This is a genomic window from Yersinia proxima (assembly GCF_902170785.1).
GTDB classification, from domain to species: Bacteria; Pseudomonadota; Gammaproteobacteria; order Enterobacterales; family Enterobacteriaceae; genus Yersinia; species Yersinia proxima.
This window is the reverse complement of sequence record NZ_CABHYG010000009.1, coordinates 305,448-319,570: the sequence shown is the minus strand read 5'-3', so window position 1 is coordinate 319,570 and position 14,123 is coordinate 305,448. Positions and strand designations below refer to the sequence as shown.

Below are 14,123 nucleotides of genomic sequence, written 5' to 3'. Positions count from 1 at the left end.
GTGAAAGAGATGTTATTAGCGATATATCGCTATAGAGGGTTTATAATTGGTTCAGCCAGGCGAGAATTTCAATCACGGTATCAATCAAGTATTCTTGGACCTCTGTGGCTCGTTATACAGCCATTATCATTGATACTTGTTTATACAATAGTTTTCTCTGCTATAATGAAAGCTAAATTACCAGGAAATCCAAGTCACGTTGCATATAGTATTTATTTATGTTCCGGTATAATACTCTGGAATTTATTTTCAGAAGTTATTACAAAAAGTGTAACAGTATTTATACGGCACTCTAATATAATAAAGAAAATAAATTTCCCGAAAATATGCTTGCCTGTAATAATATTGGTTACGAGTGCTATTAATTTTCTTTTGATATTTTCAATATTTTTAGTGTTTCTTGTTTTATCGAATAGCTTACAAGGGTTTTCTATATTATATATAATTCCTATAGTGGCAATAACGCTTCTTTTTTCCATTAGCTTAGGCATGATTATAGCAGTGTTAAATGTTTTCTTTCGCGATGTTGGACAATTTATAATAGTTGCACTACAGTTTTGGTTTTGGTTAACGCCTATAGTGTATCCAGTATCTATTCTACCTATGTGGGTTCAGAATGTTATTCACTATAATCCGTTAACTGGTTTGGTTATTTCAGCGCAAAAAATATTCGTCTCAGGCGAAGTCCCATTATTAAGTAATTTACTTCCATCGATAATAGCCACAGTAATATTTTCCATGCTGGGGCTAAGCCTATTTAGGAAGTATGGCAAAGATATGGTAGATGAATTATGATTAGTTCTGTATCAGTCCAAAATTTAGGTAAAGCCTATAAACAGTATCCAACTAAGTTAAGCAGACTTAAAGAATGGTTTTTCTCAAAGGAACATCATACTCTTAAATGGGTTCTCAGAAATATTGATTTTAAAATTAATCCAGGTGAGTCAGTTGGTATTATCGGTATTAATGGAGCTGGAAAAAGCACTTTATTAAAATTAATTACAGGTACAGCGGCTCCTACTGAGGGTAATGTGACAATCAGAGGGCGAGTAGCTGCGCTCTTAGAGCTTGGTATGGGATTTCATCCAGACTTTACAGGCAGACAGAATGTTTTTATGTCTGGTCAACTTCTTGGATTAAGTGTCCCTGAAATTGAAAATCTAATGCCTGAAATAATAAAGTTTTCTGAAATCGGGGATTATATAGATCAGGCAGTCCGAGTATATTCGAGTGGGATGCAAGTAAGACTTGCTTTTAGTGTTGCCACTGCAGTAAGACCTGATGTGCTTATTATTGATGAAGCTCTCTCTGTGGGAGATGCCTATTTCCAGCATAAAAGTTTTGAGCGTATTAAAGAATTCAAAAGACAAGGAACAACTTTACTTATCGTTTCTCATGATAAACAAGCAATTCAAAATATTTGTGATAAAGTTATTCTACTAGCTAAAGGGCAAAAGGTCATGGAAGGAGAACCTGAAGCCGTTCTTGATTATTACAATGCACTATTATCTGATAATAGCCAGGAAGTAACTGCATCACAGAATATTTCCAATGGTATTGTTCAAACTATTTCAGGTAATGGGGATGCAACTTTTTTAGATGTGAACATCACTGATGTTCATGGTGATAAAATAGAAGTTATTACAGTTGGCCAACGTGTTACTTTAAATATTGTCCTGGATGTGAAGAAAGATTTAAAAGAACTATGTGTAGGGTATTTAATCAAAAATAGATTGGGAGAGGAAATTTTTGGTACTAATACTTATCACTGCTCTAAAATAATAGATCAAGTTCTCGCAGGTGAAGTTATACATTATAAATTTACATTTGACGCAAATATTGGTGAAGGTAATTATTCAATTTCTGTTGCTGCTCACATGGGACATAACCATTTAAGCAAAAATTATGAATGGAAAGATTTAGCATTTGTATTTTCTGTTGTGAACACATCTGAAAATATTTTTGTAGGATCTTCTTGGATACCCCCTACTGTTGAGTATTACAAATAATGGCTGATTTCTATCGCGCATTTGAAGATAAATATAGAGGTTCACAAGCTTCAATTAAAGATAGATTAAGAGTTTATTGCCCTTTAATTGAAAAAATGAAAGAAGATTATGGAAGTATTAACTCTTTAGATCTTGGTTGTGGCCGAGGGGAGTGGATGTCACTTCTTACCGATCTTGGCGTCGAAACATTTGGCATCGATCTTGATGATTCTATGCTTAATGAATGTAGGATAAGAAAATTTTCTGTTGAAAATGCAGATATAATTTCTTTTTTAAAAACGTGCAAAGCAGAAAGTTATTATATTATCACTGCGTTTCATGTCGTTGAACATATAGCATTCGACGATTTATGCACTGTCATTGATAATGCCGTTCGTGCCCTGAAACCTGGTGGTATTCTGATCTTAGAAACACCGAATGCTGAAAATTTAATTGTAGGAACAAATAATTTTTATCTTGACCCTACTCATAATAAACCTATTCCAGCTCTTTTATTGAGCTTTATATGTGAATACTATGGATTGGAGAGTAATTATATCATGAGGCTTCAACATCCAGAAGGGTTACTGGAAAAATCCCCATATGGGTTATATGATGTAATAACTGGTGTTAGCTTTGATTATGCAGTAATAGCGCAAAAGAAAGACATTAATTCTATTGACCTCAATTTTAATGATATTTTGGGTGGCAAAGCTGGATATAATTTGGAACAGTTATCTCGTCGTTATGATAAAGAAATAGAGTCAAAATTTAAAGAGAATGAGAGAAATCAAATAATTCTAAAAGAAAAAATTACCTCTTTGGAATGTAAATTACAAAAATTCGCAACAGATGTTAGTATTCTTGATGAAAGAAGAAAACATGAGTTAGCCATGGCAGAAAAGAAAATAGAGCTTATATATAATAGTAATTCATGGCGGTATACAGCCCCATTAAGGACTATTTCTTCTGTTGTGAAAAAATATAAAAATAGTGTGTTTAATAAACCAAAAAATGAAAAGAAATCTTTTAGCACACGTATTATTTCGTTAAAAGAAAAGAATATCACAACTAAAATATATTATTTTTTAAATAAAATCAGTCCCTTCAGTGCTAATTACTTGAAAAGTAAATACAATGAACTCTTATTTAAATTGGAGTTGGAAAAAGTTCAGGTAATGAAGAATGAAAAATCTAATAATAATGAGTCAAAAGAATTAATTGAAAAATTGAAAAATTGCACTCATTTTGAGTTAGTGTCTAATATTAATCATTTGAATATGCTGTCGACTGACTATTACCTTAATTATAGTAAAAACATCCTCAAAACAGATGGTTTTCAGCATTTAAGTGATAACCTTCCGATAGGTACTAGTGCTTGGATATTAAAAATAAAAGAGACTTTATATAGTGGAGAACCTCTTGAGAGTATTTTCCCAGAAAATATTGAAAATAAAGCCGCGGCAACTGCGCTATATATAGTTTTGTTAAAAAGACTACCTGAAAATGATATAGTCACTAGTAAACCAATAAAACATTTATGTATGGTTATAACGCAAAGCGAAGAATACAAAAAATCATCAGGTGATAATTTAAAGAATTGGTGTGATTTATGATTTATGTCAATATAACAAGTACGTATCAAAGTAAGCGTCGCACTGGTATTCAACGTGTAGTTGTGACCTTGAGTGAGCTTTTTTCAAGTAATGTTAATTATAAATTTATCACTTTTGATAACAAAAGTATGAGTTTCAAAATTATCAGTAATTATACAACTATTAGTCAGGCTATATATGATAATGAGTGTGATTTATTAACATTGAAATTTAGTGATCTAAAAAAAGGCGATGTTTTCTTTGATATTGATGCAGCCTGGAGTGATGGAGTTAATAGAAAAGTCCTTTATGAAAAAATCAAAGGAGTCGGTGTAAGAGTTTATAACTTACATTACGATAGTGTGCCTATAGTTAACTCATCATGGTCTCATGACAATACAGTGATAAGCTACACCGAGGCATTTTATGCTAAAATAGCTTATAGTGATTATATATTCTCTATTTCCAACTTTGTTAAAAATGAAATTGATAACTTTAGTCAAGAATTTATTGGTGTATCAAAAAATGGCTCGGTAATCGACTTGGGACCGTTGCCTATTAATGAAGCAGTCGACTTAAAAGAAACATCTAATTTAGATAAAAAATTTAGTCATATACTGAAAAATGAATTTTTGCTTGCGGTAGGAACTCTAGAGCCTAGAAAAAATTATGACTTATTGCTTTCTTCATTTCTCAAAATAGACAATGGCAATGCAAGTCTAGTTATAGTTGGGCGCAAAGGCTGGAATATAGATAGTTTTATTGAAAAGCTAACCAGTAGTCCTAGATACAATAAAGATATATTTTGGTTAGATGACGTAAGTGATGAAGAATTAGCATTTTTATATAAAAAATGTCGAGCTTATATTACGACATCTCTTTACGAAGGTTATGGGCTTCCTGCGATGGAGGCATTATCATTTGGATCCGCAACAATTGTATCTAATGGTGGGGCTTTACCTGAGGTTGTTGGTTCATCAGCCTTAGTTTTTGACTTAAATAATACGATAGAACTTGAGTCAGCTTTAGATAATGTTATTCATTCAAACGAGTTTTATTCGGATTTAAAAAGTAAAGCGAAAAATTTTAAACATACCCCTTGGGACAAAATTGCTAATTATATTGTTTCCAAAATAAGCGAAATAGAAAATAGCGCGATTAATTATTCTTTTGAAGAAAAGGTGACACAGGCTGTTTACATATCTATTGATATAAATAAATTTAAGTTAAGCATAAAGTCTCTAAAAGAAAACATGAAGTTTATTAATGAGATTGTTGTTTTAACAAAAAAAGAATATGTAAAAGAATTCGAATCAGAAATTTCAAATTTAGGTTTTCTATCACATGTTCTTTGTGATGAAGACATTTTAGCTGGTGCTAATAACGAGTTATTAGACCATCAAGAAAGAAATACTTTCCTGAGAAAAAGTCTTTATGTCAATTCGATTATAAAAGCAAATTTTATTGCTGCCGATGATGACTATATTGCAATTAATAATATAGATGAAAAGTACTTCAGAAATAATAATGTTCACAACTGTTATTATTATTATAATTCACTAGAATCTTGGCTTGGAAGTTACCCTAACCGTAGTAGTTATGATTATGGCCTTTTAAAAACCGCTCAGTTGTTGAAATCCTATGGATTTTATACGAAAGCCTACTCATCACATATGCCCCAAATAATCAATAAAAAGTTAGTGAATGAGATATACGGGAAATATCTAAAAGACAAAAGAAACCAAGGTGTCGATGAGTGGAGTATCTATTTTAATATTGCTAATTTCTATTTCCCTAATAATTTTACATCTAAAGAGTATAGATGTTTTTCTTGGCCGGGAAATCCATCTGACTGGCCATGTGATGTAATTCCATCCGAGTTTGATTTCCAGAATTACTATGATTCGCGGGAGAATGGCATCAATGAAATTGTAAATAATCCCAATAAACTAATTGAATATAAAGAAAATTTGGCAAAAGTAAGAGCAACAGAAATAAAAAACTCAGATGGTTGGGTTATGCCTCTATTTTTACTTATAGATGCGAACGAAATTTATTTTTCAATGCCATCGTTTGAGCTAAAAGCAGAGCCAAAACATCTGCGTCGCATTATTGTGCTCAATAAAACAAATCAGGATTTTGAGATATCAATGGCGGTATTTGACTCAACATTTGCAAAAGTTAGGCACGAATATTATAACAGTAAAGATAGCATTTGGTTTCCTCTATTCCCACCAACAGAATCTGGTGTATATTCCATGGAGTGTAAGCTACTCCAATCTGGTAAAGAGATAAGCTCAGCTTCGGTTAAATTAAATGTTACATCTAATTAGAAATTAAAGGAAAGACTCATGAAAGCGGTAGTAACTGGTATCACAGGCCAAGATGGTGCATATCTCGCTGAATTGTTACTGGAGAAGGGCTATGAAGTTTATGGTACCTACCGTCGTACAAGTTCTGTTAACTTTTGGCGCATTGAAGAATTAGGAATTGATAAACATCCTAATCTGCATCTGATTGAATATGATCTTACCGATCTTTCTGCCAGCATTCGCTTGTTACAAACCACGCAAGCAACTGAAGTGTATAACCTGGCTGCGCAAAGTTTTGTCGGTGTTTCTTTTGACCAACCAGCAACAACGGCGGAAATTACCGGTATTGGTCCACTGAACTTATTAGAAGCTATTCGTATTGTTAATACTAAAATTCGTTTTTACCAGGCTTCTACCTCTGAAATGTTTGGTAAAGTTCAAGCTATACCACAAGTTGAAGACACACCGTTCTATCCACGTAGCCCTTATGGTGTCGCTAAACTGTACGCGCACTGGATGACAATCAATTATCGTGAAAGTTACGGCATCTTTGGTTGCAGCGGCATACTGTTTAATCATGAATCTCCACTGCGCGGCCGCGAATTTGTGACTCGAAAAATTACTGACTCAGTTGCCAAAATTAAATTAGGTAAACTGGATATTCTCGAATTAGGGAATATGGACGCCAAGCGTGACTGGGGTTTTGCCAAAGAATATGTAGAAGGTATGTGGCGTATGCTGCAAGCTGATGTCCCAGATACGTTTGTTTTGGCAACTAACCGCACTGAAACGGTACGTGATTTTGTTTCTATGGCATTCAAGGCTGCTGGTTTTAATTTGCGCTTTGAAGGTAAGGATGAACATGAAGTTGGGATTGATGTTGCTACAGGAAAGACTTTAGTTAAAGTTAATCCTAAGTTCTATCGTCCAGCAGAAGTTGAATTGTTGATTGGTAATCCACAAAAAGCTAAAGATGTGCTGGGCTGGGAACCAAAAACAACCCTGGAAGAACTTTGCCAGATGATGGTTGATGAAGATCTTCGCCGCAATCAACAAGGTTTCTCATTCTGATGGTAATGAATGGCAAACGTGCCCTGATCACCGGTATTCAGGGATTTACGGGCCATTACATGGCAGCGGAGTTATCCGCTGCCGGTTACCGCGTATTTGGTTTAGGCTCACAGCCATCAAATGAGTTAGATTATTTTCAAGTAGATTTACTTGATGCTCAAGGCCTTACTGCTATCGTTGAGCAGGTGAAACCTCATCTTATTGTTCACCTTGCTGCAATTGCATTTGTCGGGCACGGCGATCCTGCCGCCTTTTATGATGTCAATGTTGTTGGTACAAGGAATTTGTTGGCCGCATTGAGTAAGGTTGCCGATAATATAGACGCAGTTTTACTTGCCAGCAGTGCTAATGTATATGGTAACACTCAGGCTGGTATGTTGAGTGAAACAGCTGTGGTAAACCCTGCTAATGATTATGCCGTCAGCAAGTTAGCCATGGAGTATATGGCTAAGTTATGGTCTGAAAAATTACCCATTATCATTGTTCGTCCCTTTAACTACACTGGTGTTGGGCAATCAGATAATTTCTTGCTACCTAAAATAGTTTCTCACTTCAAACGTAAAGCTGATGAAATAGAGTTAGGTAATTTAGACGTATGGCGCGATTTTACGGATGTTAGAGCATTAGTAAAAGCATATTTAGGCTTACTAATAACCAAACCCATTGGTGAAATTGTTAACGTCTGTTCTGGTAGAACCTATTCATTACGTGAAGTAATTAGCCTATGTGAAGAAATAACTTCACATAGGCTATCTATTCATGTTAATCCAGCCTTTGTTCGTGCGAATGAAGTAAAAACGTTATGTGGTGACTCGAGAAAATTACAAAGTATTGTTAATGGCTGGAATACACCTCCATTAGAACAAACACTACGCTGGATGCTGGAAAATAAATAATGAGAGTGGTTTTTTCTACTGACGCTATTAAATACCCACTGACGGGTATTGGTCGCTATACATATGAGTTAGCACGACAGTTGCAAAGCAATGATGATATTTCAGAACTCTTGTTTTTGCAGGGTAGAAAGATATCTCGTGATTTGCCTACTGTTCAAGCTAAACCGAATGCTGCTTCAGGGTTAAAAAACGCGCTTAAAAACAGTGTGATTGTGAATGAGTTGTATCGTCTTTCAGGATCTTGGCTAAAAAGTCTTGCATTAAGACCTTACCAGAGCTGTGTTTACCATAGCCCCAATTTTTTTATACCCCCACGAGTCGATAATACTGTTGCAACTTTCCATGATCTCTCGATATTTAAATGGCCCCAGTGTCATCCGGTAAATCGTGTGCAGTACATGCGAAAAGAGTTATTACTCACCTTAAAAAGGGCGAAAGTCTTAATTACCGATTCTGAGTTTACTCGCACTGAACTTGCTGATTATTTTAATTATCCTATTGAGAAAATAGTGTCAGCCCCGTTAGCTAGCAGTGATGAATTTTATCCGCGCGAATATATATATCTACAAAATTTAATGGCGCGATTGGGACTGGTGGCTGGGCAGTACACATTATTTACCGGTACTATTGAACCTAGAAAGAATATTTCAACCTTGCTTGATGCTTATGAGAGAATACCTTTAGAACTTCGAACTCGATTTCCGTTGGTTATCTGTGGTTTTTCTGGCTGGAATAGTGAGTCCTTGCATCGTCGTTTTGAAAAAGCGGCTCAACAAGGTTGGCTATTATACCTTGGTTATTTAAGTTCAGATGATCTTCCTTTGCTTTTCTCTGGTGCCAGGACGTTTTTATTTCCTTCACTGTATGAGGGGTTTGGCTTGCCGGTTCTTGAGGCTATGGCGTCAGGTGTTCCTGTTGTTTGCTCAAATGCTGCTTCATTACCTGAGGTTTTAGGTGAGTCGGGTTTGATGTGTGATGCTTTGGATGTCGAAGGATTAACTACTGCTATCATTAAAAGCCTGGAAGATGAGGATTGGCGAAATATCGCAATAACAGCAGGCCTCATCAGGGCTAATACTTTCACTTGGAAACGATGCGCTCACGAAACAATTAAAGCCTATAAGCAGGTATTATAATATAATGATAAAAGTATTGCATTTTTATAAAACATATTATCCAGATTCTTTCGGCGGTGTTGAGCAAGTTATTTTTCAATTATGTGAAGGTGGGAAAAGTCGTGGTATTGACTCGACAGTACTTTCTTTAAGTAAACGTGGCAGTATTATAAATAAAAAAATAGGATCACATACGGTATACTGCTCACCAGTTAATTTTGAAGCAGCGTCGACGCCATTTTCATTTCAAGCGCTTAAAGATTTTAAAAAACTGGCTAATCAAGCTGATATCATCCATTACCATTTCCCATTTCCTTTTATGGATATGGTTCACTTTCTATCTGGTATTAATAAACCTACAGTTGTTAGTTATCATTCAGATATTGTTAAGCAAAAAAATATTTTAAAAATATATGCACCGTTAATGAATCTATTTCTTGGTAGTGTTTCTCGGATTGTTGCTGCGTCTCCAAATTATGTTACTACTAGCATAACTTTAAAAAAATTCGCTAGTAAAGTGAGTGTTATTCCTTACGGCCTTGATGAAAAATCTTATCCGACACCAACATTAGAACGCCTTGAATCATGGAAAAATAAATTTGGTTCGCGTTTTTTCCTGTTTGTGGGTGCCTTTCGTTATTATAAAGGCCTGCATATTCTTATCGAAGCAGCGCAAAACTCAACTTACCCAATTGTTATCGTCGGGGCAGGTCCTATTGAGACAGAACTGAAGAAACAAGTAGAAGAGTTAAGAATTGAGAACATCTATTTTCTTGGTGCCGTATCCGATGAAGATAAAGCCGCACTTTTAACCCTCTGTTCTGCCGTGGTTTTTCCATCTCATTTACGTTCTGAGGCTTTTGGCATCACTTTATTAGAAGGCGCGATGTATGGTAAGCCTCTAATTTCGAGTGAGATAGGGACAGGCACAACATTTATAAATGTTGACCAACATACTGGAATAGTTGTTCCTCCATCGGATCCTGCAGCATTGAGAGTTGCCATGGATAAGTTATGGGATAATGTTGAGCTGTCAGAAGAATTTGGCCACAATGCAAGAAATCGTTATTTAGAAAACTTCACCTCTGAAAAAATGGTTTCAAGCTATATTGATTTATATAATGAAATTATTGACAACTAATTGTTAATTTTCGCGCTGATATTATTTTATAAAGTTTATTGTTATTAATAGTCTAATGTTTATTCAATTTCTTATTTATGGCGCCGGATGAAATATTTGCAGATATTTTAATAAGGCAATCAAGAACATTCTGATGTAAACTTCAGCGCAGATAAATGAATAATGAACAAATCAAGATTATTTTTCTTAATCCACAGAATTAATCTAACCAGATTTAACTGTCTAAAGTTGAAGAGGTCATAGCAATGAAGTCTTTGAAAGCAGTCATTCCTGTTGCCGGGCTTGGTACGCGTATGCTGCCAGCGACTAAGGCAATCCCGAAAGAAATGCTGCCAGTAGTTGATAAGCCCCTAATTCAATATATCGTTGATGAATGTGTTGCTGCTGGCGTCAAAGAGATTGTACTGGTGAGCCACTCCTCGAAGAACGCAATAGAAAACCATTTCGACACATCGTTTGAACTGGAAGCGGCCTTGGAGTCTCGGGTTAAACGGCAGTTATTAAAAGAGATTAAGAGTATTTGCCCGCCAGATGTCACGATTATGCAAGTGCGTCAAGGTCATGCCAAAGGGCTAGGGCATGCGGTGCTGTGTGCTCAACCGATGGTGGGGGATAATCCCTTTATTGTGTTGCTGCCAGATGTGTTACTCGATGATTCAACGGCTGATTTGTCGAAAGAGAACCTTGCCAGCATGATTAAGCGCTTTGAGGAGACCGGGCGTAGCCAGATTATGGTGGAACCGGTGCCACAAGCGGATGTTTCCAAGTACGGTATTGCTGATTGCGGCCATGTCGATTTAGCGCCGGGTGAAAGTACTCTGATGACTGCAGTGGTAGAGAAGCCTTCGGTGGCTGATGCGCCGTCTAATCTGGCCGTAGTGGGTCGCTATGTCTTGTCTAAAGATATTTGGCCGTTACTGAAGAAAACTCCGCGCGGTGCTGGTGATGAAATTCAACTGACTGATGCTATCGCGATGTTAATGGAGCAAGAGCCGGTTGAGGCTTTCCATATGACGGGTAAATCTCATGATTGCGGCGACAAATTAGGCTATATGAAAGCCTTTGTGACTTATGGTGTGCGTCATAACACCGAAGGTGAAAAGTTTACAGCCTGGCTGAAGCAGCAAATTAATTAATTCCGCAGTCATCACCGGAATATGAATAGATTTTTATTTCGCTTTATAAAATCAGTAGGTTAATTATGACCAAATTGAAAGCAGTCATTCCAGTAGCAGGATTAGGCATGAGAATGCTACCCGCGACGAAAGCCATCCCCAAAGAAATGCTGCCTATTGTCGATAAGCCATTAATCCAATATGTGGTAAACGAATGTGTTGCTGCTGGGATCAAAGAAATCATTCTGATAACCCATTCCTCAAAAAATGCGGTAGAAAACCATTTTGATACTTCTTATGAGCTGGAAGCTATGTTAGAGGCGCGAGTTAAGCGCCAGCTATTGGATGAAGTGCAATCTATCTGTCCTCCTGGTGTGACTATTATGCATATTCGTCAGGGCCATGCTGAAGGATTGGGTCATGCTGTGCTATGTGCCAAACCCCTGGTGGGAAATGAGCCATTCGCGGTGTTGTTGCCGGACGTATTGATTGATGATGCCAAATCAGATCTGACTCGGGATAATTTAGCTCAATTGGTTAAACGCTTTGATGAAACAGGCGTCAGTCAGGTATTGGTACATTCGGTTGAGCCAGAGGCGTTATCTAACTACTCGGTGATTTCTTGCGAAGAATCCGATTTGGCACCAGGCGAAAGTAGCCGAATTAAAGCTATGGTCGAGAAGCCACAAAGCCCAGTTGACCTACAGTCAAACCTGTCTGCCGTTGGACGCTATGTTCTGTCTGCTGATATTTGGCCACTGTTGGAACAAACTAAGCCAGGTGCCTGGGGGCGAATTCAATTGACAGACGCCATTGATGCGCTGACAGAGAAAGCGCCAGTGGATGCTGTAGCCTTGACCGGGCAATCCTATAACTGTGGTGAGAAACTCGGTTATATGCAGGCATATGTCGCTTATGGTCTGCGCCATCCGCAGCAAGGTGCAGAGTTTAAAGCCTGGCTGAAAGAGTTTATGGCCTAACCAACGGTTAGGTAAGTGAAAAGCAATCCATGTGGTTGCTTTTTTTTTGTATAAATCGGCAGGATAAATAAATCAGGTTGGCTGTTATCTCTGATAAAGCAAACGTGTGCGAACAGCAACTGGTCAGTTGTGCTATCTATCGCACCAATCACTACCCAGCTGACATAATCCTGAGTTAACATGTTTCCCACAGCAAAAACCTGTTGGCTTCAAGGCTGATAACAGGTGTCATCTCTCAGACAGGAGTTTTTTAATGTCCAAACAACAGATTGGCGTTGTCGGTATGGCGGTGATGGGCCGTAACCTGGCGCTCAACATCGAAAGCCGTGGTTATTCCGTTTCTATTTTTAACCGTTCATCAGACAAAACCGACGAAGTCGTTGCCGAGAATCCAGGTAAAAATCTGGTGCCGAGCTATACCGTAGAAGAATTTGTTGATTCACTGGAAAAGCCGCGTCGTATCCTGCTGATGGTGAAAGCGGGTGAAGCAACTGATAAGACCATCGCTTCACTAACGCCACACCTTGATAAAGGTGACATTCTGATTGATGGTGGTAATACTTATTACAAAGACACCATTCGCCGTAACCGCGAACTTTCTGCGCAAGGCTTCAACTTTATCGGTACTGGTGTTTCCGGTGGCGAAGAGGGGGCATTGAAAGGCCCATCCATCATGCCTGGTGGGCAGAAAGAAGCCTACGAGCTGGTTGCTCCCATTCTTGAGAAAATTGCTGCCCGCGCTGATGATGGCGATGCTTGTGTTGCTTATATCGGTGCAGATGGTGCTGGCCATTACGTTAAAATGGTTCACAACGGCATCGAATACGGCGACATGCAGTTGATCGCAGAAGCGTACTCTCTGTTGAAACAGTCTTTGGGCTTGAGCAACGAAGAGCTGGCAAGCACCTTTGCTGAGTGGAATAAAGGCGAGCTGAATAGCTACCTAATTGATATCACTAAAGATATCTTCACCAAAAAAGACGAAGCCGGTAAATATCTGGTTGACGTTATTTTGGATGAAGCTGCGAACAAAGGCACCGGTAAATGGACTAGCCAAAGTTCTCTGGACTTAGGTGAGCCATTAACACTGATCACTGAGTCTGTGTTTGCCCGTTACTTGTCTTCTTTGAAAGATCAACGCGTTGCGGCTTCTAAAGTACTGACTGGCCCTACAGTGAAACCTTTCGTGGGTGATAAAGCTGAGTTTATCGAGAAAATCCGTCGTGCATTGTATTTGGGTAAAATCGTGTCCTATGCGCAAGGTTTCTCTCAGTTGAAAGCCGCTTCTGAAGAAAATAACTGGGATCTGCATTACGGTGAAATTGCTAAGATTTTCCGTGCTGGTTGCATCATTCGCGCTCAGTTCCTGCAAAAAATCACTGATGCCTATGCCGAAAATGCTGATATTGCGAACCTGCTGTTAGCACCTTACTTCAAGCAAATCGCTGATGAATACCAACAAGCATTGCGTGATGTGGTGTCTTACGCTGTTCAAAACGGTATCCCAACACCGACGTTCTCTGCGGCGATTAACTACTACGATAGCTACCGTTCAGCCGTGCTGCCAGCCAACTTGATTCAGGCGCAGCGCGATTATTTTGGTGCGCATACTTACAAACGTACTGATAAAGAAGGTGTGTTCCATACCGAGTGGATGGAGTAATCCATTTAACGGCTACTGCGCTTTGTCTTAATTTTTTTGGCAAAGAGGATTCGATGACTTAAAACAGGTGGAATGCTCAGAAGAGTAAAGCGTCCGCGCCAGGACGGCGCGGCTCGAGCCTCCAGGGATGGATTAATAGCGTCTTTACGATCTGAGTGTTTCTCCTGTCTTACTGCGGGCAACCAAAACTTCAGTATTTGATATTTGCCTTAATAAAAACGCCCCCGATGCTGAGTCGAGGGCGTTT

The 14,123-nt window shown here is 38.0% G+C and carries 11 protein-coding genes; all 11 read left to right on the top strand.

What is annotated here, in order from left to right:
* Window positions 1-9 precede the first annotated feature (9 nt).
* The 11 genes from FTB31_RS08090 to gndA all read left to right on the top strand — a co-directional run bounded on the left by FTB31_RS08090 (window position 10) and on the right by gndA (window position 13,876).
* A complete protein-coding gene (locus FTB31_RS08090) occupies window positions 10-795 on the top strand; it encodes an ABC transporter permease (protein WP_050075608.1) in 786 nt (261 codons plus the stop codon).
* Window positions 795-2,009: an ABC transporter ATP-binding protein gene (locus tag FTB31_RS08085; protein ID WP_050075609.1), complete on the top strand. Its 1,215-nt coding sequence runs from the start codon at window positions 795-797 to the stop codon at window positions 2,007-2,009. The genes FTB31_RS08090 and FTB31_RS08085 overlap by 1 nt, the downstream gene beginning before the upstream one ends.
* A complete protein-coding gene (locus FTB31_RS08080) occupies window positions 2,009-3,604 on the top strand; it encodes a class I SAM-dependent methyltransferase (RefSeq protein WP_077293694.1) in 1,596 nt (531 codons plus the stop codon). Before FTB31_RS08085 ends, FTB31_RS08080 begins: the two co-directional genes overlap by 1 nt.
* Window positions 3,601-5,916 carry a glycosyltransferase family 4 protein gene (locus FTB31_RS08075; protein ID WP_227731267.1) on the top strand — a complete coding sequence of 772 codons (2,316 nt, stop codon included), beginning with the start codon at window positions 3,601-3,603 and terminating at the stop codon, window positions 5,914-5,916. Before FTB31_RS08080 ends, FTB31_RS08075 begins: the two co-directional genes overlap by 4 nt.
* An 18-nt stretch (window positions 5,917-5,934) precedes the next feature.
* Window positions 5,935-6,966, top strand: a complete 1,032-nt coding sequence (gmd, locus tag FTB31_RS08070) for a GDP-mannose 4,6-dehydratase (protein WP_050075225.1) — start codon at window positions 5,935-5,937, stop codon at window positions 6,964-6,966.
* On the top strand, window positions 6,966-7,862 hold the full coding sequence (locus FTB31_RS08065) for a GDP-mannose 4,6-dehydratase (protein ID WP_227731266.1): 897 nt from the start codon (window positions 6,966-6,968) through the stop codon (window positions 7,860-7,862). The genes gmd and FTB31_RS08065 overlap by 1 nt, the downstream gene beginning before the upstream one ends.
* Window positions 7,862-8,998, top strand: a complete 1,137-nt coding sequence (locus FTB31_RS08060; protein WP_050075227.1) for a glycosyltransferase family 4 protein — start codon at window positions 7,862-7,864, stop codon at window positions 8,996-8,998. Before FTB31_RS08065 ends, FTB31_RS08060 begins: the two co-directional genes overlap by 1 nt.
* Window positions 8,999-9,002: 4 nt before the next feature.
* Window positions 9,003-10,118 carry a glycosyltransferase family 4 protein gene (locus FTB31_RS08055; protein ID WP_320407161.1) on the top strand — a complete coding sequence of 372 codons (1,116 nt, stop codon included), beginning with the start codon at window positions 9,003-9,005 and terminating at the stop codon, window positions 10,116-10,118.
* Between the two features lie 245 nt (window positions 10,119-10,363).
* A complete protein-coding gene (gene galU / locus FTB31_RS08050) occupies window positions 10,364-11,254 on the top strand; it encodes a UTP--glucose-1-phosphate uridylyltransferase GalU (protein WP_050075229.1) in 891 nt (296 codons plus the stop codon).
* Window positions 11,255-11,319: 65 nt separating this feature from the next.
* Window positions 11,320-12,213 carry a UTP--glucose-1-phosphate uridylyltransferase GalU gene (gene galU / locus FTB31_RS08045; protein WP_050075230.1) on the top strand — a complete coding sequence of 298 codons (894 nt, stop codon included), beginning with the start codon at window positions 11,320-11,322 and terminating at the stop codon, window positions 12,211-12,213.
* 253 nt (window positions 12,214-12,466) lie between these two features.
* Window positions 12,467-13,876, top strand: a complete 1,410-nt coding sequence (gene gndA / locus FTB31_RS08040; RefSeq protein WP_050075232.1) for an NADP-dependent phosphogluconate dehydrogenase — start codon at window positions 12,467-12,469, stop codon at window positions 13,874-13,876.
* Window positions 13,877-14,123 lie beyond the last annotated feature (247 nt).